Here is a 23,856-nt window from a genome sequence, read left to right as displayed (position 1 = left end):
TGGTGAATTTAGACCATAAGTATGAAAAAGGAATGAAAAAAATTAAAGGGTGAGAAAAATGAAGGAACCAAAAATCGGTTTAGCGCTTGGATCCGGAGGTGCAAAAGGTTTTGCTCACATAGGGGTAATAAAAGTGTTGAGGGAAGCTGGCATCCCTATTCACATGATAGCAGGTAGTAGTATAGGGGCATTAATTGGTACATTTTATGCAGCGAGTTGTAACGTTGAAAGACTGTATAAATTGGCAGCTGTTTTCAAAAGGAAATATTATTTGGATTTTACAGTTCCTAAAATGGGATTTATTGCTGGAAAACGTATTAAAGATATGATTAAAATGTTTACATATAATAAAAATTTAGAAGAGTTAGATATCCCGACAGCTGTTGTGGCTACTGACATTTTGAAGGGGGAGAAAGTTGTTTTTACAAGTGGTCCGATTGCGGAGGCGGTTCGAGCTAGTATATCTGTACCAGGGGTGTTTGTTCCAGAAAAAATAGATGGCCGCTTATTAGTGGATGGAGGGGTAATTGACCGTATTCCAGTATCGGTTGTAAAAGATTTAGGTGCTGATATTGTTATTGCTGTTGATGTATCTCCAATTAAGGTGAATGGAGAGGTTACATCGATTTATGATGTAATTATGCAAAGTATTGAAATTATGCAACATGAACTTGTGATGAATCGGCAAATAGCATCAGATTTAATGATGCGGCCAGCAGTGGAACAATTTAGTTCGCGTGCTTTTACACATATTGAAGACATTATTAGGGTCGGAGAAGTGGAAGCGGAAAAACATATTTCAAACATTTATTTACTAATTGAGCAGTGGAAGGAGAAACATAATGTTTAAGCGTTTTCGGTTTATATATGCAATTTTAATAGGGGTTATATTGGCGATGCTACTTGTTTATGTGCGCTTGCCGTATTATGTGACAAAACCAGGTATGGCCGCGAAATTAGCGCCGTACGTGCAAGTTGACGGTGGAACTAAAGAGTCTGGCGATTTCATGCTTGTCACTGTCTCAATGGGACCTGCTAATGTGGTGAACTTAATAGCCGCGCAATTTAATAAATATACACACGTTTCGAAGGCGGAAGAAATATTGCAAAAAGGCGAGAGTGATGAAGAATATCAATTTCGCCAAAATTATGCAATGAAAGATTCGCAAAATGCAGCAATCTATAATGCTTATAAACGTGCAAATCGCTCTGTTTCTTTTGAAAATAAAGGTGTACTGGTTGCTGGTGTAGCAAAGGGTATGCCGTCAGAGGGAAAGCTTAAGCTTGGAGATGTTATTATAGCTGTCGATGGAAAAATATTCGACAAGACGGAACAATTTATTGAGTATATGACAGGGAAAAAAGAAGGGGACACAGTAAATATTGAATACAAGCGGGGCGGAAAACAGTTTAAAGAAAATTTAAATGTAAAGACGATCCCTAATGGGAATGGACGCGTCGGTATAGGGGTCTCTATCGTTACAGAAAGAGAGTTAGTAGTAGATCCGAAAGTGAAAATCGATTCCCATGAAATAGGCGGTCCATCAGCGGGGTTAATGTTTACACTAGAAATTTATAATCAGCTCGTTGAAGAAGATTTAACAAACGGACATGAAATAGCTGGAACAGGTACAATCAATGATAAAGGAGAAATTGGTCCAATTGGTGGTATTCAGCAAAAAGTAGTAGCTGCTAGTGATGCGGGAGCTGAAGTGTTTTTTGCGCCAAATGAAAAAGGTGTAGAGAAATCGAATTATAAAGATGCTCTTGAAGCTGCGAAAGATATTAAAACGAAGATGAAAATTGTACCGGTGGACACACTGGATGATGCATTAACTTATTTGGAAAAAATGGGTAAAACAAAGTAAACCTCTCTGAAGAAGAGAGGTTTTTCTTATAGGAATTTTTTCGTTATTTCATCATAACGAATTGGATGATGCGTTGCGTCTTGTTTTAGCAGTTGTGTCCGCAAAGGTTCTTGCATTATGGAGAAATATACAGCATTTGATTTTCGTTCTATATCTAAAGTTGGATGTTCGAATGTTTTTGTATGAGTAAGGATTGGGAGTTCTATTTTTTTCTTATTTCTAGAAAGATAAGTTTGTCCTTTTTGTGACATTCCGAGAAGACGGATATACGGCGCATGTTGCTCTATATTTGCTTTGTGTATTTCTTCCTTCGTTGTATTTGTTAAAATATGTGTACAAGCTCTTTGCAATCTAGTCCATGTATAACGTTTTGTTTTTAATGCTTCCATGAATGAATAGAAAGATGAACTGTTTTGTATTTTTGATAAAATACGATGCTCTAAACCTTCTTCCATTTCATATATATGTTGTAAGTCCTCTGAAGACATCGTCATAAGTTTGTATTTAAAAAATGAAAAGTATTTTTCCCAGTTATGTAACGTCCCGTAGTTTTGCTTGTAGTTTTCTAAAAGAGAAGCAGTCATTTTCGGGATAAAAGGCTCAATAGTTGTAGAGGAACTGTTTTCATTAAATAGCTGTTTGCGAATACTTGTTGCACTTGCAATATGTTGATCGTGAAATGTTTCATCATGATAATGAGAGGCGAATCTTTTTATAGTTTGTGCTTGCATCGAACTGTTTTGTAAGAGAATTGCTTTAATGTACTGTAAGCCTAAAATGTTATTTGGTTGTGACATATCTACGTTTTTTTCGGGTGGTAAGATGTGTAGAAAGGCTTCAGATGTAGCTTTGGCATAACTATTACCTGCATTCATAAATCGCTTCACAAGACGATTAAAAGTCTCTTCTTCATTTTTTTGTATAGCGATGGTATTGTAGAAATTTTCAGCTTGTCCATCTTCACTACCGAAACAAATTTCAGAAACACCAAGGGCGTTTAAAATCGAAATTGCGCCATTTGCGAAAGTTTCGGCCTTTTGTGTTGCGAATGCATATGGAAGCTCTACAACGAGGTCTACGCCGTTTGTTAAGGCCATTTTGGTACGATACCATTTGGAGATGAGTGCGGGCTCACCACGCTGCAAAAAAGGACCACTCATAACGGCGATAATAATATCAGACTGTGTTAACTTTTTTGTTTGTTGCACATGATAAGCATGACCGTTATGAAAAGGGTTATATTCAACAACAATACCACTGGATTTTATGGTAATCTCTCCTTTCGATGTAGCATCTTTTTGGAAAACGTGATAGTCTATATATTATTTCCTATGATGACTTCATTATAGTGTAAAGAAAAAACATTGACAAATATAAAATGGCTAGCTATAATTTTGTTTGTTGCCTTGAGGTGATATGATATGAAATGGTCCATCCATCAATTGAATAAATTGAGAAATAAAGGATTGACATTAAATGAAATGGTAGATGTAAGTGAACTAAAAGAGGTCGAGAAAGATATTCGTGAAATTAATCCTGCTCATGTAACAGGAAGAGTTGATTTTGGCTCCGGTAAGTTTACGTTTCATCTACATATAACTGGAAGCATGGTTTTACCATGTTCTCGCTCTTTAGTAGATGTGACATTACCATTTGACATTAAAACAACTGAGGTGTTCCAAACTTCAGAAGAAGAATTTGAAACAGAAGCTGAAATTCATTGTTTAGAAGGAGAAGTACTTGACTTACTGCCCGTAATCAAGGAAAATATACTTTTGGAGATTCCAATGCAAATTTTCAGTGATGATGTTTCTGGTGGAGCACCGATGCAAGGTCAAGACTGGCAAGTGATTTCGGAAGAAAACAAAGAAAAGACTGTTGATCCACGATTAGCAGGACTTGCAAAGTTTTTTGACAAATAATCGGAAGACTGGTTTAGGCCTTCATATGAAAATAACTATTTCTTTTAAGGAGGTGGGAAGAATGGCTGTACCTTTTAGAAGAACTTCTAAAACAGTAAAAAGAAAGCGTCGTACGCATTTCAAATTATCAGTACCTGGTATGGTAGAGTGCCCAAGCTGTGGTGAAGCGAAATTAGCTCACCGTGTATGTAAAGCATGCGGTACTTACAAAGGTAAAGAAGTAATCAGCAAGTAATTGTGGGAAAATAAACGTAGAAGATATCTTCTACGTTTATTTTTTTTGTCTTATTCTTTATTTGTTGTATTCTATCTTTTCTAGTAACTGCATATGCTTAATAAAAAATGCATAGGGAGGACTAGAGAGATGGCGACAACAAGACAAGATGCTTGGACTGATGATGAAGATTTGCTTCTGGCAGAAGTAGTACTCCGGCATATTCAAGAAGGTGGAACGCAACTTTCTGCCTTTAAAGAAGTGGGGAGACATTTGTCTCGCACACCAGCAGCATGTGGATTTAGGTGGAATTCTTATGTTAGAAAGCAATACAAAGAACGTATTGAAGAAGCAAAGCAACTTCGTAAAGTAGAAAATTATGAAGTGAAAGAGACAAAGGTATTAGAGCCTACATCAATTACATTGAATGATGTTATTGAATTCTTGCGAAATTATAAAGATGAAAGCTCTTTAATGGTGTTGCAACAACAAATTGAATCGTTACAAACAGAGAAAGAACGTCTTCTGGAGCGATTATCAGTATATGAGGAAGAATATAGAACATTACTTGATTATATCGATCAAAAAAGAAGTGTAATGGTAGCGGAAAGAAATGGCGCTCGCTCGAATGGAGAATTAGAAAAATTAAAGAAATAAAAACAGCTGCGTAACAGCTGTTTTTTTTGTTTCTTATGCAGATTCTTCGTTTGTAATCGCATTCGAATTTGTTTCTGGATGCCAAATATAAAAATCACCATCAGTTACTGATACTGGCTGGAAACTTAATTTATCCCAAAAACCAGATGACTGGATACGTGCTATCGTTTTAATTGGGAATTGTAGTTGTTTCGCATAATTAACAAGCATTTGTCCGAATCCTTGTTTTTGAAAAGTCGGCAATACTTCAAGTTTATAAAGTTCTAGGTAAGTACCTGTAATTTCAAATGGTTCTCCACCGTTCCTTTTCATATATAGACTCATACGTGCGATTAGCGATCCACCATAATAAATACCGTAAAATGGAGACTCACTATCATTTTCAATAATGTTTGCTTGTAATTCTTCCAACATGGATAGTTCTTGAGCTCCGCACCCTTTAAACTTTTTAAATTCATCTAATGTTTTATAATTGATGAGCAAGCGTTCAACTTTTGGGAATCCCATTACATCACGTCCTTTTCTTATCTTGTTGAATGCAGAAAAGTTAAAATATTTATAATAATATTATAACTCATTTTTAAATTTTTATGAAGAAGATAGAATATTTCTTTCATTATTTTTTTGAGGATTTGCTAAACTAAGAATAGAACTATGTATATAGGTAGTATATACGTAGTGAAAGAAGAGGTTGCATTTGTTAAAAGATAATTGAATCCTCAACTATGTAATTGTAATTTAATAAGATATAAAGGGGGAAAGGCAAGGGAACTTATATCACTTGTTAATATGAGTTCTTTGTGTGAAGATGAAAATTGGAATTGTTGGACCGGGAGCTATTGGTCTCCTATATACATTTTATTTACAAAAAAGTAATCAAGATGTTACGTTGTTTACAAGAAACGATAAGCAAGCAGAAGAATTAAACTTAACGGGTGTAACTTGTATTAGGAATGGAGAACGTGAAACGGTATTTCCATCTATTTTACCGATAGAAAGTATGCTGGATAAACAGTTAGATTATACATTTATTGCTGTAAAGCAATATCATGTAACTGATATATTACCTTTTGTGCAGGGAGAATCGTCATTAATCTTTTTGCAAAATGGAATGTCACATCTTCACGTTATGCAAAAAATAGGAAATGAACGTATAGCAGTCGGGATTGTGGAGCATGGTGCAAAAAAAGAGGATGGACATACAGTTCGTCATACTGGAATAGGTGTTACAAAGTTTGGTGTAGTGCGTGGTCAATCTAGTTGTTTTAAAAAGGTATTTAATTGTTTTCCTTTTGATTATTTTCCGATTCAGATAGAAGATGATTGGAAGGGGATTATGCGTAATAAATTAGTAGTCAATGTATGTATTAATCCGTTGACGGCATTATTGCGGGTTGAGAACGGGGAGTTAATTTCAAACCCGCTTTTTTATCAAATGATGGAGCAAGTATTTCAGGAAGTTGCATTTCTTGTTAAAGAAGAAGATAAGGAAATGCTATGGAAAATGGTATGCCAAGTATGTGAAAAAACATCCCATAATACTTCATCTATGTTAGCGGACGTAAGAGCGAATAGACAAACGGAAGTTAACGCGATTGTTGGATATGTATTAGAAGAAGCTAAGGAACAACAACAATCTGTTCCGACACTTCGATTTTTGTTCAATGCAATAAAAGGAATGGAATTATAAGTGTTTTTCTTTGCTTTTACGTGAAACATTGAATACAATGTGGGTTGGTGAGAGAACAGGATACGAAAGGAAGAATTATATGGAGATAAAAGAAATCTCTGTTCCACTACAAGGTGTTGTAGCGGACTATATGAACGGTAAAAAAGAGATACAGTCATGTTTTGATTATCTGTTAACAGAGGATGCTTTTAAACAGCGTTTACATGATTTACGTGAGAGAGAGTTTTTCCGTCAAGATTTAGTAACGCATTTATTAGAATATAATACACAATTGCAAGCGGGAGAATTTACAATTCAAAATATAAAAGCGCTTGAAGATGAAAATACATATGTAGTTATAGCTGGACAACAAGCTGGGTTATTAACTGGTCCGCTTTATACAGTTCATAAGATCATTTCAATTTTACAGCTTGCAAAAGAAAAAGAAGAGAGCTTAGGGGTTCGGGTTGTTCCTGTCTTTTGGATTGCTGGTGAAGACCATGATATGGATGAAATTAATCATACATTTGTAACGAAAAATAAAAAAATAAAAAAGACCATTTTTCATGATCGTTATCCGAAAAAGGCGAGTGCTTCTGAGTCTGAGTTTTCTATTGAAGACTGTAGAAAATGGGTCGAAGAGATTTTTAAAACATATCCGGAAACGAATTTTACAAAGGATGTATTACAATTTGTTGATGATGCTTTAGGTAAATCGCATACATATGTAGATTTCTTTGCGCACCTTATTACGAAAATGTTCGCAAATTCTGGTTTAATTCTTGTAGATTCACATCATCCTGCATTAAGAAAATTAGAAGTGCCGTTTTTACAACAAATTATAAGTAAATATAAAGAAATTCAAGTAGGGCTTCGTAATCAACAGGAAGTACTTAAGGAATTAGGATTTAAACCGATTATTGAAACGAAGACAAATGCAGTGCATATATTTATGGAAATTGATAATGAGCGAGTATTGCTTGAAGAGAATCAAGGGAAGTTTATTGGAAAAGATGGAGTGCATTCATTTTCGTATGAAGAATTGATGGAAGAGATGGAAAGAAGTCCAGAACGTTTTAGTAATAATGTTGTAACGCGCCCTCTTATGCAAGAATATGTGTTTCCTACGTTAGCGTTTATTGGCGGTCCAGGAGAGTTAGCTTATTGGAGTGAATTGCAACAAGTGTTTCATACGGCAGGTTTCCAAATGCCACCTGTTGTTCCGCGGCTTACAATTACTTATATGGAGCGAGATATAGCGACAGATTTATATGATTTAGATTTGCAAGAAATTGATCCATTTCTAAATAATATAGATAATCTGCGTGACAATTGGCTTTCTAATCAAATAGAGGAACCGATAGACGAGCGATTTATAGAAGCGAAAAAAGAAATAATGGATATTCATACATCATTACAACAATTCGTGAAAAAAATAGATCCAGGGTTAAATGAGTTTGCGGGGAAAAATGAACTGAAAATTAATGAGCAAATTGAACTGTTAGAAAAAATGTTGAAAAGAAATGTTGAGAAGAAACATGAGGTTCAACTGAATAAATTCCGCCGTTTACAATTCGCGCTTCGTCCATTAGGAGCACCGCAAGAACGTGTGTGGAATGTGTGTTATTATTTAAATCAGTTCGGCCTTGATTTTGTTGACCGGGTAATGGAACAATCTTTTTCGTGGGATGGAAAACATCATGTAATAAAACTATAGAATCTTGCTCTTTTGAGCAGGATTTTATTTTTATTCTGTTGAATTAACTGTGAAGTGAAATATTTCTGAATTATCCATCTTATGTTAATGTAATGAATCGCTATGTATCAGGTATATATATATGACAAAATAGCACAAAATGTAAACGGATTAATATCTTTTTCGACAGGTTTTTGTTTAAATTCCCGCAAAAAATGATAAAATTTAGTATATAATAAAATAAAATAGCGATTTGTATAGCGTACTACCTTGTTGGAAGTTAAATGAGTCGTTCTTTAGTAGCATTTCATCCTCTAGTAGTAAATTGTGTTTGTAGAGTGAGAAATGTATTTAACATAATTAATTGGAAAAAGAGTAGGTGCAGCAATGTTCAAACACGTAACAGTACTTTTGAAAGAAACAGTAGATGGCTTAGATATAAAACCGAGTGGTACATATGTAGATTGTACACTGGGTGGAGGAGGACATAGTTCTTATTTATTATCTCAGCTAACAGATGGTGGAAAGTTAATAGCATTTGATCAAGATGAAATAGCGATTCAAAATGCGAAGGAAAAATTTTCTTCTTATGGTGAACAATTTGTAACAGTGAAGAGCAACTTCCGTTATTTATCTGAAAAACTACATGAATTAGGTATCACAGAAGTAGACGGGATTTTATTCGATTTAGGTGTTTCATCCCCACAATTAGATACACCAGAGCGTGGCTTTAGTTATCATCATGATGCACCGTTAGATATGCGGATGGATCAAGATGCCCCATTAACAGCATATGATGTTGTGAACAGCTGGTCATATGAACAACTCGTAAGAATTTTCTTCCAATACGGAGAAGAAAAATTTTCAAAGCAAATAACAAGGAAAATTGAAGCTTATCGCGAGAATAAGGCTATTGAAACGACAGGAGAATTAGTGGAATTAATTAAAGAAGGTATTCCAGCTCCGGCACGTAGAACAGGTGGACATCCTGCGAAGCGAGTATTTCAAGCGATTCGTATTGCTGTAAATGATGAATTAAAAGTATTTGAAGAAGCGTTGGAATCTGCAATTGATATGGTCAAGCCTGGTGGAAGAGTTAGTGTTATAACATTCCATTCTTTAGAAGATCGTATTTGTAAAACGACGTTTAAGCGAAATAGCACAACGCCGCAATTACCACAGGGACTACCGATTATTCCGGATGAATTTAAGCCGAAATTAAAGCTTATTACAAGGAAACCGATTTTACCTTCTGACATTGAATTAGAAGAAAATAATCGAGCGCGTTCTGCGAAGTTGAGAATCGCTGAAAAACGATAAAAAGGAGAGAGAGGTATGACTAATTTAGCTGTAAAGTATAAACAACAGGCGCAAGAAGAGGTACAAATTCAAGCGCCGCCACAGCAGATGGTTAAGCCAAAAGTTAAAACGAAAATTACAAGAATTGAAAAGCTATTGTACGTAACGTTTATTGGATTTTTATTATATGCTTGTGTAGCTTTTATTGGGAATAAAGCGGGTCTATATCAAGTTAATGTAGAAGCAGCGACGATAGAAGAACAAATTGTGAAAAAACAAAAGGAAAATCAAGAATTGCAGGCTGAAGTAGAAAAGTTAAGTCGTTATGAACGTATCGCTGAAGTTGCAAAAAAACACGGGCTAGAAATTAATGCGAATAATGTGAAAGGCCTAAAGTAAGGCAAATAGGTGTGAAGAAAAGATGAAGAGAAATATGACCAAATTTCATACCAATAAGGGAGCAGGTTATTTTATGATATTTTTCCTCCTGCTCTTTTTGCTGTTATTAGCCCGATTTTTTTACATACAAGCAACAGGAACAGTGGACAATCATGATTTGAAGAAACTTGCTGAACAGAAACATAGTAAAAAAGGAGTTCTCGAAGCGAATCGAGGAACAATTTATGACCAAAATGGTCATGTGCTAGCACAAGACGCAAATTCCTATAAAATGGTAGCGGAATTAAAAGGTGCTAGGCCTGTTGAGGATAAAGAGGATACTGCAAAGAAAATCGCTGGAGTACTCGGAACGGGCGAAGATGCGATCTTAGCCGCTTTAAATAAAGATAGAAGTCAAGTGGAATTTGGAACATTAGGTAGGGGCTTGACGAAAGAAAAGAAAGAACAAATAGAAGCGTTGAAATTGCCAGGAATCTCTTTTATCACCGAAAATGCGAGAGTGTATCCAAACGGTGATTTCGCATCTTACGTCATAGGGCATGCCAGCCCTGATGAGAATGGAATCGCAGTAGGTCAATTTGGCTTAGAAAAGAGTTTGGATAAGTATTTAGGTGCTTCTAATGGTGAGGTAGCTTATACAGGGGACCGTAAAGGAGTATCTCTTGACGGTGGGAAAGTGAATGTAAAGGCACCTAAAAATGGAGATAATGTGTATTTAACGCTTGATCAACGTATTCAAAGTTATTTAGAAGACGCAATGAAAGAAGCGAGTAAACATTATGAACCAGAAAATTTAATTGGAATTGTTGCGGATCCAAAGACGGGGAAAATATTAGCGATGTCTAGTAAACCTGGTTATGATCCGAACCAGGGAAAGATGGATTATTATTATAACGATGCAATTGCAAATGCATTTGAACCGGGATCAACAATGAAGATTTTCACATTAGCGGCGGCCATTAATGAAGGTGTATACAATGGACAAGACTTTTATCAGTCTGGTACATATCAAGTTGGTAATCGCAAAATAAAAGATCACAACGGCGGCGCTGGATGGGGTTCTATTACTTTTGATGAAGGGGTAGAGCGCTCTTCAAACGTAGCGTTTGCAATTTTAGGTGATCAAAAACTTGGTCCAGATCGTTTCCGGAAATATATTCATAATTTTGGATTAGATGAAAAAACAAACATTGATTTACCTAGTGAAGGGTCAAATACAATTTTATTTGATCAACAAATACAACAAGTAACAACAGCGTTTGGACAAGGTTCTACAGTTACACCAATTCAACTTGTACAAGCTGCAACAGCGATTGCAAATGATGGGAAAATGATGAAACCTTATACAATTGATAAAATTGTGGATCCAATAACAGGTAAAGTACAGCTAGAGCATAAACCAAAAGAAGTAGGGAAACCTGTTTCCAAAGATACAGCAGCGCAAGTAAGGCAATTACTAGAACGTGTTGTTACATCACCGAAAGGAACAGGAACTGCATATAAAATTGATGGGTACTCAGTTGGGGGGAAAACAGGTACAGCACAAATTCCTGACGGGAAAGGTGGCTATATGACGGGAAGAGAGAATTATATATTCTCATTCTTAGGTATGGCACCGATGGACGATCCGCAACTTGTTGTGTATGTGGCAGTTAAACAACCAAAATTAAAAGATGATGAAAACGGGGCTAAGCCTTTAGCTGATATCTTTAAATATGTAACGAAAAATAGCTTAGAGTACTTAAAGATTAAGCCGAATGAAGTAAAAGACCCGAAAAAATATGTGAAAGAACAACAAACTGTCGTTCCAGATGTAACCGGAAAAACGATGGAAGAAGCGAAAAAAACAATTGATAAAGCAAAACTTCGTCCAATCGTATTAGGTGAAGGTAAAGTGCAGCAGCAAGTGCCAAAAGCAACTGAACAAACATTAAAGGGTGATCGAGTCTTCTTAGTAGGAGATAAACCTACAATGCCAAATATACAGGGATGGGCACTGCGTGATGTTATGAATTTAGCAAAAACATTAAAGCTTAACTTAAAACCTTCTGGTACAGGATATGTAACTGAGCAAAGTGTAGCGGAAGGGACATTGTTGCAACCTGGTACAGAATTAGGTGTAACACTCGTACCACCACTTGAACCGCAGCAAGAAGCAGAAAAGCCATAATGGTAATAGGGAAGAAGTTCTAATTAAATAAGTACAAGCATATATTGGAACAAGCTAGGCGTAAGGGAGGCTTGTTCCAATATGCGTGTATCAAATGTAACAGTTAGAAAACGACTTATTTTTATACTTATATCGGGTATACTCATTTTCACCATTATCGATATTCGTCTTGGATATGTGCAATTTTTTCTTGGAAATATGTTAACGGATCGTGCGAAGGATTCATGGAGTCGTAATATTACTTTTGAACCAGAGCGAGGGAAAATTTTAGATCGAAATGGTGTGGAGCTTGCTACGAATAAAAGTGCACCGACCGTCTTTGTTGTGCCGAGGCAAATTGAAAAACCAGCAGAGACTGCAGAGAAGTTAGCTGCAGTATTAGGTGTGGAAAAAGATGATGTTTATAAGCGGATTACAAAAAAAGAATCGATTGTAAGGCTTGATAAAGGCGGAAGGAAAATATCGCATGACAAAGCGAAAGAAGTACGCGGATTAAGTTTAAAGGGTGTGTACATCGCAGAGGATTCTATCCGGTACTACCCATTCGGTAATTTTTTATCACACGTATTAGGATTTGCGGGCAGTGATAATCAAGGGCTTATGGGACTAGAGAAATATTATGATAAAGAGCTAAATGGTGATAAAGGTCATGTGCGATTTTTTGCAGACGCGAAAGGACAGAGAATGCCTAACGTTGGAGATGATTTCAAAAAACCAGAAGCCGGCTTGAATTTAGGATTAACAATTGATTCACGCATTACGAGGATTATGGAAAGAGAAATGAATATTGCGGAATCAACGTATAATCCTGACGGTATGATAGCAATTGCAATGAATCCGAAAAATGGTGAAATTTTAGGTATGTCAAGTCGACCAAGTTTTGATCCAGCAGATTTCCAAAGTGTTTCTCCGGAAGTATATAACAGAAACTTACCTGTATGGAGTACGTATGAGCCGGGGTCAACATTTAAGATTATTACATTAGCTGCAGCCTTGAATGAAAATTTAGTAGACTTAGAGAAAGATACATTTTATGATGATGGGGCAGCTGAAGTTGGTGGAGCTAGATTGCGGTGTTGGAAAGCTGGAGGCCATGGTAGCCAAACGTTTTTAGAGGTAGTTCAAAACTCTTGTAACCCAGGATTTATTGAACTCGGTGATCGTCTTGGTAAAGATCGATTGTTTAAATACATTCGCAATTTCGGGTTTGGACAGAAGACCGGAATTGATTTACAAGGTGAAGGTAGCGGGATTTTATTTAATTTAGATAAAGTTGGTCCAGTCGAGCAAGCGACGACTTCATTTGGGCAAGGTGTTTCTGTTACACCGATTCAACAAGTAGCAGCTGTAGCGGCCGCTGTAAATGGTGGAACTTTGTATCAGCCATATATAGCGAAGGAATTTATTGATCCGAAGAATAATCAAGTTGTCAGCAAAAAGACACCTGTTGCGAAAAGGGAAGTTATTTCCAAGGAAACTTCAGAGAAAGTTCGTTACGCATTAGAGAATGTTGTAGCGAAAGGTTCGGGTAAAGGGGCTTATATTGATGGATATCGTGTAGGTGGAAAAACTGGAACTGCTCAAAAGGTGAAAGATGGAAAATATTTAGATAATAACTATATTGTATCATTTATCGGTTTTGCTCCAGCTGACGATCCGCAAATTGTTGTTTATGTAGCAGTGGATAATCCAAAAGGAGTCACTCAATTTGGTGGAGTTGTAGCAGCACCTATTGTTGGGAATATTCTTCGTGACGCACTTCCTGTAATGGGAGTGGAACCGAGAAAAGAGCAAGTTGAGAAAGAATATAAATGGGGCGATACACCAACTGTGGAAGTTCCGAATTTAATTGGTATGAAAAAGAAAGATTTACAAACGCAACTTGTAGACTTGAAGCTTGATATAAGTGGTGATGGTGGGAAAGTAATTAAACAATCACCAGAAGCAGGAGCTAAAGTAAAAGAGGGTTCAAAAGTTAGAATTTACTTCGGGAATTAAAGGTAACTGATTGTGTTTTATGGTACAATTGGTGGAAGTGAGTTCTTTATAGAAAAATTGCTTTACTTGAGACGATAAGTGTCTCATTAATAAATAAATCTATTGATTAGACTATAGTAGCACTTACCTCCTATTTTTATATAACTAGGAGGTAACGTGTTACTTGCTAAAATAAGAGATAAATAAACAATGTAGAGAGGGTTTAGTGAAATGAAGTTGCATACACTTGTATCATGTTTGCATGATTTTCCAGTTGTTCCAACAGAAAATCCAGAAATAACATCTATTGAAGCGGATTCACGTAAAGTGAAAGAGGGAAGCTTATTTATATGTATGAAAGGATATACGGTTGATAGCCATGACTTTGCTAAGCAAGCAGCCGCACAAGGAGCGGCTGCTATTGTTGCGGAAAGACCAATTGATGTTGACGTTCCAGTTGTACTTGTGAAAAATACTTTTCGTTCGCTAGCGGTTTTAGCTGATTATTTTTATGGCCAACCAACACACAAGTTACATTTAATCGGTATTACAGGTACAAATGGAAAGACAACAACATCGCATATTATGGATGAAATTATGCGCGCACATGGTCATAAAACAGGGCTAATTGGAACGATTAATATGAAAATCGGTGATGAAACATTTGAGGTGAAAAATACAACACCAGATGCACTAACACTTCAACAGACATTTTCAAAAATGGTTGAACAAGGTGTGGATAGCACAGTAATGGAAGTTTCGTCTCATGCTTTAGATCTTGGCCGTGTACACGGGTGCGATTATGATGTTGCAGTATTTACGAATTTAACACAAGATCATTTAGACTATCATAAAACGATGGAAGAATATAAACATGCGAAAGGGTTGCTTTTCGCACAGCTTGGCAATAGTTATCATCATAATCGTGAAAAATACGCTATATTAAACAGTGATGATCCAGTAGCAGAAGAGTATATGAGAAGTACAGCAGCTACTGTTGTAACATACGGTATAGATGTTGCAAGCGACATTATGGCACGAGATATCGTAATGACGAGTGGCGGTACAACATTTACACTTGTAACACCGTATGAAACTGTAAATGTTACGATGAAATTAATTGGTAAGTTTAATGTATACAACGTGTTAGCTGCTACAGCAGCAGGTCTTGTTTCAGGAGTGAGCTTACAAACAATTATTGATGTAATTAAAGAGCTTGCTGGCGTTCCTGGACGTTTTGAAGTTGTAGATGGTGGACAAAATTACACAGTTATTGTTGACTATGCGCATACACCTGATAGCTTAGAGAACGTACTAAAAACAGCAAAACAGTTTGCAAAAGGCGATGTATATTGTATCGTTGGTTGCGGTGGTGATAGAGATAGAACGAAAAGACCAATAATGGCAAGTGTCGCAACCGAATATGCAACTCATGCAATTTATACATCAGATAATCCAAGAAGTGAAGATCCGAAGGCTATTTTAGATGATATGGTAAATGATGTGAATGGGAATAATTATGAAGTAATTGTCGATCGAAAAGAAGCGATACGTTCCGCTATCTCGAAAGTAAAAGCAGAAGATATTATTATTATTGCTGGTAAAGGGCATGAAACGTATCAAATTATTGGTAAAGAAGTTCATCATTTTGACGATCGTGAAGTTGCTAAAGAAGCAATCACGGAGCGTTTAAACAACGAAGTGTAACAGCATGAGAGGAGGACTACATGTGCTTGAACAAGGTTTATTAGTAACGGCTGGGGTAGCATTTTTAATTTCTGTTGCCCTTTCGCCATTATTTATTCCATTTTTAAGAAAGTTAAAGTTCGGACAGAGTATTCGTGACGAAGGACCGAAGTCACACCAAAAGAAATCAGGGACACCAACGATGGGTGGTATTGTCATATATGTATCTATGATGGTGACTACGCTTATTATGGCGATTAAATTTAACAATTTAGGTGCAGAAGTATCATTGTTATTATTAGTTACATTTGGGTACGGATTAATCGGATTTTTAGATGACTACATAAAAGTAGTAAAGAAAAGAAATCTTGGTTTAACATCAAAACAAAAATTGATTGGTCAGCTTGTAATTGCTATTGCGTTCTTTTTAATTGGAAAAGGGCAAGCATTTCACACGTATATCATGATTCCAGGAACTGATGTTAAATTTGAATTAGGCTGGGCGTATTTTGTTCTCGTATTATTTATGCTTATTGGTGGATCAAATGCGGTTAATTTAACAGATGGTTTAGATGGTTTATTATCAGGAACAGCTGCTATTGCATTCGGAGCATTTAGTATTATTGCTGTAGCTCAAGAACAATTTGGGGTAGCGATTTTCTGTATGGCAGTCGTAGGAGCTGTACTTGGCTTTTTAGTATTCAATGCGAATCCAGCGAAAGTATTTATGGGGGATACTGGTTCTCTAGCTTTAGGTGGTGCTATCGCAGCTGTAGCGATTTTGTTAAAACAAGAATTGTTACTCGTTATTATTGGCGGTGTATTCGTAGCGGAAACTTTATCTGTTATTATCCAAGTTATTTCGTTCAAAACAACAGGAAAGCGTGTCTTTAAAATGAGTCCATTACATCATCATTATGAATTATGTGGTTGGTCAGAGTGGCGCGTTGTTGTAACGTTTTGGTCTGTAGGATTTTTATTAGCTGTGCTAGGAATTTATATCGGGGTGTGGATGTAATTGAAAACTGTAACTGAATATCAAAATAAAAATGTTCTTGTATTAGGTATTGCTAAAAGTGGTTATGCAGCAGCTACTTTATTAAAAAAGTTAGGGGCAAACGTCATTGTAAATGATGGGAAACCATTAGCGGGTAATGTGCTTGCAGCTGAGTTACAAGCGGAAGGAATGGATGTTGTGTGTGGTGGGCATCCATTAGAATTGCTGGAGAGAAACATTTCACTTGTCGTAAAGAATCCAGGAATTCCATATTCTAATCCACTCTTAGTGGCGGCGAAAGAAAAACAAATTCCAATTGTAACTGAGGTTGAATTAGCATATTCCATTTCAGCAGCACCGTTTGTTGGGATTACGGGATCTAACGGTAAAACAACAACGACAATGTTAACGTTTGAAATGTTAAAAGAAGGACAAAAGCACCCAGTTATTGCGGGGAATATAGGTACTGTAGCTTGTGAAGTTGCACAATTGGCGAAGGAAAATGAAGTTGTCGTTACGGAACTTTCATCGTTTCAATTGATGGGAGTGGAATCGTTCCAACCAAAAATTGCAGCCTTTTTAAATTTATTTGAAGCGCATTTAGATTATCACGGGACGAAGAAAGAGTATGGTTTGGCGAAAGCGAATATTTTCAAAAACCAAACTGAAGCAGATTATAGTATAATTAACGCAGATGATGCAGATGTCATGGCGTTATCGGCATATAGTAAAGGACAGAAAGTATTATTTTCGACGACGAAAGAAATTGAAGATGGTGCGTATATAAAAGATAACGCTCTTTATTTTAAAGGCGAAAAAGTAGTTAAAGTAAGTGATATTGTTTTACCTGGTAAGCACAATTTAGAAAATATTTTAGCAGCAATGAGTATTGCTAAATTACTAGGTGTTTCTAATGAAGCAATTACTGCTGTGTTAAAAAGTTTTACAGGTGTAAAACATCGCTTAGAATATGTAACAACGATTAATAATCGTAAATTTTATAATGATTCAAAAGCGACGAATATGCTAGCGACAGAAAAAGCATTATCTGCATTTACACAACCGATTGTATTATTGGCTGGTGGACTTGATCGTGGTAATGAATTTGATGATTTAATTCCATATTTTAAACATGTCAAAGCGATTGTGACATTTGGACAAACTGCACCAAAATTAGTAAGAGCGGCAGAAAAAGCAGGATTAGATGTAATTGAAAGTGTCGAAACTTTAGATGATGCAGTAGTGAAGGCTTATGCTCATTCTACCGATGGTGATGTTATTCTTCTTTCACCAGCATGTGCAAGCTGGGATCAATTTAAAACATTTGAAGAAAGAGGAGACATTTTTATACAAGCTGTGCATAAACTTATATAAAGTAAATCAAAACATCAGTAGGCTAACACCTACTGATGTTTTGTTACATAGGGCAAAAGGTTCTGCCCAAAGAGGTGGTGTTCATGGGTAATGAAGAAAACGCCTGATTTTATTCTCATCATCGTTACACTTGCGTTGTTAACAATCGGAATGATTATGGTTTATAGTGCGAGTGCGGTTTGGGCCTCTTATAAAATGGGGGATTCATTCTTTTTTGCAAAAAGACAATTGTTATTTGCAAGTCTTGGGGTAGTAGCTATGTTTTTTCTGATGAAAATTGATTATTGGGTATGGCGTACGTATTCAAAAGTAATTTTACTAGTTTGTTTCGTTCTTCTTATTCTCGTTCTTATTCCTGGAGTAGGTCTCGTTCGTGGAGGGGCGCGAAGTTGGATTGGAATCGGGGCATTTTCTATCCAACCGTCAGAGTTTATGAAATTCGCGATGATTATTTTCTTAGCAAAATTTTTAGCGGAACGACAAAAATTAATTACATCTTTTAAACGAGGTTTACTACCGGCTCTTAGTTTTGTATTTCTTGCTTTTGGGATAATTATGTTACAGCCAGATCTTGGTACGGGAACGGTAATGATTGGGACATGTATTATTATGATATTTATTTCGGGAGCAAGGGTCTTTCACTTTGCAATGTTTGGTTTGCTTGGTGCAGCGGGATTTGTAGGGTTAATTGCATCAGCGCCATATCGAATGAAACGCATCACATCATATTTAGATCCGTGGTCGGATCCGCTCGGAAGTGGATTTCAAATTATCCAATCGTTACTCGCAATTGGACCTGGTGGTTTATTTGGGCTTGGACTTGGACAAAGTAGACAAAAATTTCTCTATTTACCTGAACCACAAACAGACTTTATATTTGCAATCTTATCCGAGGAATTAGGTTTTATTGGTGGTTCATTTGTGTTATTATTATTTAGTCTATTATTATGGCGTGGGATTCGTATAGCATTAGGAGCGCCAGATTTATATGGTACGTTTTTAGCAGTAGGTATTGTGGCGATGATTGCGATTCAAGTAATGATTAATGTTGGTGTTGTAACAGGACTGATGCCTGTTACCGGTATTACTTTGCCATTTTTAAGTTATGGTGGATCAAGTTTGACCTTAATGTTAATGGCGGTAGGTGTATTATTGAATATAAGTCGCCATTCTCGCTATTAAACCCTGTTTAAAAGACAGGGTTTTTCGTGTGTGTGTGAAAATACAATATGTATATAGAAATAAATACGATTGAATAAGAACAGGGAAGCGGAGGAATCAGTAGTGCGAGTATTAGTAAGTGGTGGGGGTACTGGAGGACATATTTATCCAGCTCTTGCTTTAATTAGAGAAATAAAAAAACTAAATCCTGAAGCAAGATTTTTATACATTGGTACAGAGAATGGATTAGAGAGTACCATCGTACCGAAAGCGGGTATTCCGTTCCAATCTATTGTTATAAGTGGATTTAAACGAAAAATATCTCTTGATAATGTAAAAACAGTGATGCGTTTCCTAAAAGGTGTTCAAGATAGTAAACGATATATTCGTCGTTTTAACCCTGATATTGTGATTGGTACGGGTGGATACGTATGTGGGCCAGTTGTATATGCTGCGGCTAAATTAGGTATTCCGACTATTGTCCATGAACAAAATAGTGTACCTGGTGTAACGAATAAATTTTTAAGTCGTTATGTCGATAAAGTTGCAGTTTGTTTTGAAGCAGCTGCAGAACATTTTCCACAGTCAAAAGTGGTTATGACAGGTAATCCACGTGCATCAGAAGTAATGGACCAAAATGGAATGAAAGGAAAACGTTCGGTAGGACTATCCCTTTCTAAAAAATCCGTGCTTATTTTTGGTGGGAGCCGCGGGGCTAGACCGATTAACGATGCTTTTGTAGAAGCGATTGAACAATTTGGGAATAAAAGTTACGAAGTATTATATGTAACAGGCGAAGTACATTATGATAAAGTTATGGAAGCCGTGAAACAAAAAGGGAATCCGAATAATGTTATTATTAAACCTTTTATTCATAATATGCCAGAGGTACTGACGGGTGTAGACCTTGTTGTTTCAAGGGCAGGGGCTACAACGCTTGCAGAATTAACAGCGTTAGGAAAGCCGAGTGTATTAATTCCAAGTCCGTACGTAACAAATAACCATCAAGAAAAAAATGCACGATCAGTTGTTGATAAAGGAGCAGCTAAAATGCTACTTGAAAAAGATTTAACATCTGAAACGCTTATTCGTGACATTGATGAGATTTTATTGGATACACAAACATTACAAAATATGAAACTGGCTACTAAGCAACTTGGTATTCCAGATGCAGCAAATAAGCTATATGAAGTAATGAACAAGCTTATTAAAAAATAACATTAGGTGAACGCCCTGCATATTACTGTAATAAGGAGACTTGATATGGGGGAGATTGTCTATGGAACAATTAGTAAAAGAGCTTTTAGAAGCAAATGTTGGTCGCGTGTTAGTTAATGAACCGTTAGCGCGTTACACAACTATGAAAATAGGCGGACCAGCTGATATTTTAATTGTACCAAAGCATGTTGCTGGTATTGAGAAGACTCTAGAGTTAGTAAAGAAGTACAAGACAGGGTGGACTGCAATTGGTCGTGGTTCAAATCTTCTCGTATCTGATCAAGGTATAGAAGGTGTGGTTATTCGTTTAGGAGAAGGATTAGACCATTTAGAAGTCGAAAAACATAGAGTAAGAGTCGGTGCTGGATATCCCCTTATTAAATTGTCAACTTTACTTAGTCGACAGGGATTAGCGGGCCTGGAATTTGCAAGTGGTATTCCAGGAAGTGTTGGCGGTGCAGTGTATATGAATGCAGGCGCTCATAAGTCCGACATATCGAGTGTATTAACGAAAGCTCGTATTTTGTTTGACAATGGAACAATTAATTGGTTGACGAATACCGAAATGGGCTTTTCTTATCGCACATCTGTATTGCAAATGAAACGCCCTGGTATTGTTTTGGAAGCTGAATTCCAATTGGAGGTAGGCGAACGCGAGGGAATTGTAAGAAGCATGCAAAAGAATAAAGAGTATCGCCGTGAAACGCAGCCTTGGAATCACCCTTGTGCAGGAAGTATATTTCGAAATCCAGTCCCCTATTTTGCAGGAGATTTAATAGAAAAATCAGGGCTTCGTGGCTATAAGATAGGTGGAGCTCAAATTTCTGAAATGCATGGGAATTTTATTGTTAATACTGGTGTGGCATCAGCGCAAGACGTATTAGACTTAATCGCATTGGTAAAGCGTACAATTAAAGATAAATTTGGTGTTGATATGCATACAGAGGTAGAAATAATTGGAAGATAACGGTTGTTCGTTCCGCTCATTATCATTTATGTTATAATAAGAAGATAAGAACGGCATGAGGAACATGCCGTTCTTTATGTTACATAGGGGGATCGTACATGAAAAATAGTAAAGTGATTAAACTACAAGATCGTGTACCAAAATTAAAGAATCAAAATAAAAAAAATAAGAAACCTGTTAATCATCGGTTAATTTTATACATATCGATTTTATTTTTATTAGTACTCTTTTTAATTTATTTTCGGTCTCCGCTTAGTAATATAAAAAAGATAAGTGTCTTTGGAAATCATTATATGACAGATGAACAAGTTATGAAGGAATCAGGTGTGACATATGATACGAGTTATTTCCGAGTAACAGCACATAAAGCAGAAGAAAACTTAACGAAACGAAAAGAAATTAAAGAGGTAAATGTAAAAAAACGTTTCCCAAACAAAATTGATGTTCATATCGAAGAATATTTAACAATTGGCTATATAAACAAAGATGGGAAATTACAACCGTTATTAGAAAATGGGAAAACACTCGATGTACTTCCGAACGGAAAGCTTCCAGTTGCAGCACCAATTTTCGAACCATTTAAAGAGGAAAAAATGAAGGAATTAATTGCAGAACTAGAAAAATTAACGCCAACTATTTTAAGGTCTATTTCTGAAATTCGTTATACACCAACGAACGCAAATGAAGATCATCTTACTTTATATATGAATGAAGGATATGAAGTGAGCACCACTATTCAAAATTTCGCAAAGCGAATGGAAGCTTATCCACTTATTTTAAAAACAATTGAACCTGGTAAGAAGGTTTTAATTGACTTAGAAGTGGGTGCATATACGAAGGAACTAGGTGCTGAAGAAAAGAAAGAATAGAATGATAGTTTTTACTGCGTTATTACGTATGAAATGAAACAAACGTTCTTTTATATGGATGCTAATTTGCAAGAATGCTTAATTTGATGAAAAAAATGTAAATTTTCTTAGATTCATACTAGGATTGGTACAAGTTTCACTTTTCTACAAGTACATCTTAGTGTAGACTTATACTTGGCGGTAATCTTTACACTTGAAATATAATTATTTCAAGATAGAGCAGTTATTCACAGGTTACTGCGATATTCTTAAATGAATGTTAAATAAAAATAAGAAAAATATAGGGTTAAAAAAGGGAAACGTACAAAGACGTTGAATATTTTTCTTATAAATAGTAAAGTTGCGATTGTTGTTCCATATATTGAGTTGTATGGTATAAATAAAGAAGGAGGTGCCAAAGAATGAACAGCAATGAAATATATGTTAGTCTTGACATCGGTACATCCAATGTTAAAGTCATCATTGGTGAAATGGTTAATGATAGCTTAAACATTATTGGTGTTGGAAACGTAAAATCAAATGGTTTGAAAAAGGGATCGATAGTTGATATAGATGAAACTGTTCGATCAATTAAAAAAGCAATTGAACAAGCTGAGCGCATGGTGGGTATCCACATTGAGCAAGTTGTAGTAGGTGTCAATGCAAACCAGGTACAGTTGCTCCCGTGTCACGGAGTAGTCGCTGTTTCAAATGAAGATCGTGAAATCGGGAATGAAGATGTCTTACGCGTTCTAGATGCAGCGCAAGTTGTGTCAATTGCTCCTGAACGTGAATTTATTGATGTGGTACCTCGACAGTTCATTGTAGACGGTCTTGACGAGATTAACGATCCACGCGGGATGATCGGTGTAAGATTAGAAATGGAAGGTACACTTATTACAGGCTCGAGAACTTTACTACATAACCTACTTCGTTGTGTAGAAAAAGCAGGTCTTGAAATTGTTGATATTTGTCTGCAACCTTTAGCGGCAGCGACAGTTGCGTTATCTTCGGATGAAAGAAATAGAGGGGTAGCCCTTGTTGATATGGGTGGAGGATCTACAACCTTATCTATTTTTAAAGATGGAGAGTTGCAAGCAACGAGCGTATTGCCATTAGGTGGAGATCATATAACGAAGGATATAGCGATTGGGCTGAAAACTTCAACAGAAAATGCAGATCAAATTAAGCTGAAATATGGACATGCTTTTTATGATACAGCATCTGAAGAAGAGATGTTTACGGTTCCTATTATGGGAAGCGATCAAACAGAACAATATTCTCAGTTGGAATTATCGGATATAATAGAGGCTCGTGTAGAGGAAATTTTAATGTTTGTTCAAGATGAAGTGCATAAGTTAGGAGTAAAGCAAGCTGCTTCTGGATATGTACTAACTGGTGGGATAGCTTCTATGCCAGGTGTTCTTGATCTTGCATACGATATTTTACATGAAAATGTTCGTATAGCAACTCCTGATTATATTGGTGTTCGTGAGCCTCAATATACAAGTGGAGTTGGATTAATTAAACATTCTTATCAAAAAGCTAAATTACGTGGGAAAAATGTGCAGGAAAAGCAAGAACATTTTGAACCAGTACCAGCACCAATGCCGGTACAACAGCAACCTGCGAAACAAAAAACTCGTAATCAAAACAATACTAATCAAAATGATGACCGCATGATGTCAAAAGTAAAACGTGCATTCCGTTATTTATGGGATTAAAATTGGACAC

General features: G+C 36.3%; 21 protein-coding genes. 19 read left to right on the top strand and 2 right to left on the bottom strand.

The annotated features are described in order from the left end of the window. The first annotated feature begins 58 nt into the window (after window positions 1-58). Window positions 59-850 (top strand): patatin-like phospholipase family protein, encoded by a 792-nt coding sequence (locus MKX37_RS19150; protein WP_002088284.1) that lies wholly within the window; start codon window positions 59-61, stop codon window positions 848-850. Beyond that, the gene (locus MKX37_RS19145; protein ID WP_002088283.1) at window positions 843-1,868 is read left to right on the top strand and encodes a SepM family pheromone-processing serine protease; all 1,026 of its coding nucleotides are present in this window, start codon (window positions 843-845) and stop codon (window positions 1,866-1,868) included. Before MKX37_RS19150 ends, MKX37_RS19145 begins: the two co-directional genes overlap by 8 nt. A 26-nt stretch (window positions 1,869-1,894) precedes the next feature. Here MKX37_RS19145 and MKX37_RS19140 read toward each other — a convergent pair whose 3' ends face one another. Beyond that, window positions 1,895-3,136, bottom strand: a complete 1,242-nt coding sequence (locus tag MKX37_RS19140; protein WP_175491553.1) for a nucleotidyltransferase — start codon at window positions 3,134-3,136, stop codon at window positions 1,895-1,897. A gap of 153 nt (window positions 3,137-3,289) precedes the next feature. Here MKX37_RS19140 and MKX37_RS19135 point away from each other — a divergent pair, with 153 nt between their 5' ends. From MKX37_RS19135 to MKX37_RS19125, 3 genes are all read left to right on the top strand, one after another. Beyond that, on the top strand, window positions 3,290-3,790 hold the full coding sequence (locus MKX37_RS19135) for a YceD family protein (protein ID WP_002014753.1): 501 nt from the start codon (window positions 3,290-3,292) through the stop codon (window positions 3,788-3,790). A gap of 61 nt (window positions 3,791-3,851) precedes the next feature. Beyond that, entirely contained in the window at window positions 3,852-4,025 is a 174-nt protein-coding gene (rpmF, locus tag MKX37_RS19130) for a 50S ribosomal protein L32 (protein WP_001984764.1), read from the top strand. A 129-nt stretch (window positions 4,026-4,154) separates the two neighbouring features. Beyond that, window positions 4,155-4,661 carry an RsfA family transcriptional regulator gene (locus MKX37_RS19125; RefSeq protein ID WP_002066865.1) on the top strand — a complete coding sequence of 169 codons (507 nt, stop codon included), beginning with the start codon at window positions 4,155-4,157 and terminating at the stop codon, window positions 4,659-4,661. Window positions 4,662-4,694: 33 nt separating this feature from the next. On the opposite strand, the gene MKX37_RS19120 is transcribed toward MKX37_RS19125, so the two are convergent. Next, on the bottom strand, window positions 4,695-5,168 hold the full coding sequence (locus MKX37_RS19120; RefSeq protein ID WP_002014751.1) for an N-acetyltransferase: 474 nt from the start codon (window positions 5,166-5,168) through the stop codon (window positions 4,695-4,697). A gap of 295 nt (window positions 5,169-5,463) precedes the next feature. Between MKX37_RS19120 and panE the strand changes: the two genes are divergently transcribed. The 14 genes from panE (at window position 5,464) to ftsA (ending at window position 23,846) form a co-directional block, all read left to right on the top strand. Beyond that, window positions 5,464-6,351: a 2-dehydropantoate 2-reductase gene (gene panE, locus MKX37_RS19115; protein WP_002128863.1), complete on the top strand. Its 888-nt coding sequence runs from the start codon at window positions 5,464-5,466 to the stop codon at window positions 6,349-6,351. Between the two features lie 79 nt (window positions 6,352-6,430). Next, a complete protein-coding gene (gene bshC, locus MKX37_RS19110) occupies window positions 6,431-8,047 on the top strand; it encodes a bacillithiol biosynthesis cysteine-adding enzyme BshC (protein WP_002128861.1) in 1,617 nt (538 codons plus the stop codon). 366 nt (window positions 8,048-8,413) lie between these two features. Further along, window positions 8,414-9,346 carry a 16S rRNA (cytosine(1402)-N(4))-methyltransferase RsmH gene (rsmH, locus tag MKX37_RS19105; RefSeq protein WP_002014746.1) on the top strand — a complete coding sequence of 311 codons (933 nt, stop codon included), beginning with the start codon at window positions 8,414-8,416 and terminating at the stop codon, window positions 9,344-9,346. 15 nt (window positions 9,347-9,361) lie between these two features. Further along, complete coding sequence (ftsL, locus tag MKX37_RS19100; protein WP_002014745.1) at window positions 9,362-9,724, top strand: cell division protein FtsL; 363 nt, start codon at window positions 9,362-9,364, stop codon at window positions 9,722-9,724. A 22-nt stretch (window positions 9,725-9,746) separates the two neighbouring features. Further along, on the top strand, window positions 9,747-11,894 hold the full coding sequence (locus MKX37_RS19095) for a penicillin-binding protein (RefSeq protein ID WP_087944711.1): 2,148 nt from the start codon (window positions 9,747-9,749) through the stop codon (window positions 11,892-11,894). An 81-nt stretch (window positions 11,895-11,975) separates the two neighbouring features. Then, window positions 11,976-13,892, top strand: a complete 1,917-nt coding sequence (locus tag MKX37_RS19090; protein ID WP_002014741.1) for a stage V sporulation protein D — start codon at window positions 11,976-11,978, stop codon at window positions 13,890-13,892. Window positions 13,893-14,102: 210 nt separating this feature from the next. Continuing rightward, window positions 14,103-15,578: a UDP-N-acetylmuramoyl-L-alanyl-D-glutamate--2,6-diaminopimelate ligase gene (gene murE / locus MKX37_RS19085; protein WP_002014740.1), complete on the top strand. Its 1,476-nt coding sequence runs from the start codon at window positions 14,103-14,105 to the stop codon at window positions 15,576-15,578. 22 nt (window positions 15,579-15,600) lie between these two features. Then, on the top strand, window positions 15,601-16,575 hold the full coding sequence (gene mraY, locus MKX37_RS19080; RefSeq protein WP_002014738.1) for a phospho-N-acetylmuramoyl-pentapeptide-transferase: 975 nt from the start codon (window positions 15,601-15,603) through the stop codon (window positions 16,573-16,575). Further along, the gene (murD, locus tag MKX37_RS19075) at window positions 16,576-17,928 is read left to right on the top strand and encodes a UDP-N-acetylmuramoyl-L-alanine--D-glutamate ligase (protein ID WP_002014737.1); all 1,353 of its coding nucleotides are present in this window, start codon (window positions 16,576-16,578) and stop codon (window positions 17,926-17,928) included. 90 nt (window positions 17,929-18,018) lie between these two features. Further along, a complete protein-coding gene (gene spoVE, locus MKX37_RS19070; protein ID WP_002014736.1) occupies window positions 18,019-19,110 on the top strand; it encodes a stage V sporulation protein E in 1,092 nt (363 codons plus the stop codon). 102 nt (window positions 19,111-19,212) lie between these two features. Next, window positions 19,213-20,307: an undecaprenyldiphospho-muramoylpentapeptide beta-N-acetylglucosaminyltransferase gene (gene murG, locus MKX37_RS19065; protein ID WP_002088269.1), complete on the top strand. Its 1,095-nt coding sequence runs from the start codon at window positions 19,213-19,215 to the stop codon at window positions 20,305-20,307. A 61-nt stretch (window positions 20,308-20,368) separates the two neighbouring features. Next, window positions 20,369-21,274 carry a UDP-N-acetylmuramate dehydrogenase gene (gene murB / locus MKX37_RS19060; RefSeq protein WP_002137997.1) on the top strand — a complete coding sequence of 302 codons (906 nt, stop codon included), beginning with the start codon at window positions 20,369-20,371 and terminating at the stop codon, window positions 21,272-21,274. A gap of 98 nt (window positions 21,275-21,372) precedes the next feature. Beyond that, the gene (gene divIB / locus MKX37_RS19055; protein ID WP_002014733.1) at window positions 21,373-22,143 is read left to right on the top strand and encodes a cell division protein DivIB; all 771 of its coding nucleotides are present in this window, start codon (window positions 21,373-21,375) and stop codon (window positions 22,141-22,143) included. Between the two features lie 401 nt (window positions 22,144-22,544). Further along, entirely contained in the window at window positions 22,545-23,846 is a 1,302-nt protein-coding gene (ftsA, locus tag MKX37_RS19050; RefSeq protein ID WP_002014731.1) for a cell division protein FtsA, read from the top strand. The last annotated feature ends 10 nt before the right edge of the window (window positions 23,847-23,856 follow it).

The organism is Bacillus sp. FSL R5-0709, assembly GCF_038004785.1.
GTDB lineage: Bacteria > Bacillota > Bacilli > Bacillales > Bacillaceae_G > Bacillus_A > Bacillus_A mycoides.
The sequence above is the reverse complement of the archived record's forward strand: the minus strand, read 5'-3'. Positions and strand labels throughout refer to the sequence as shown.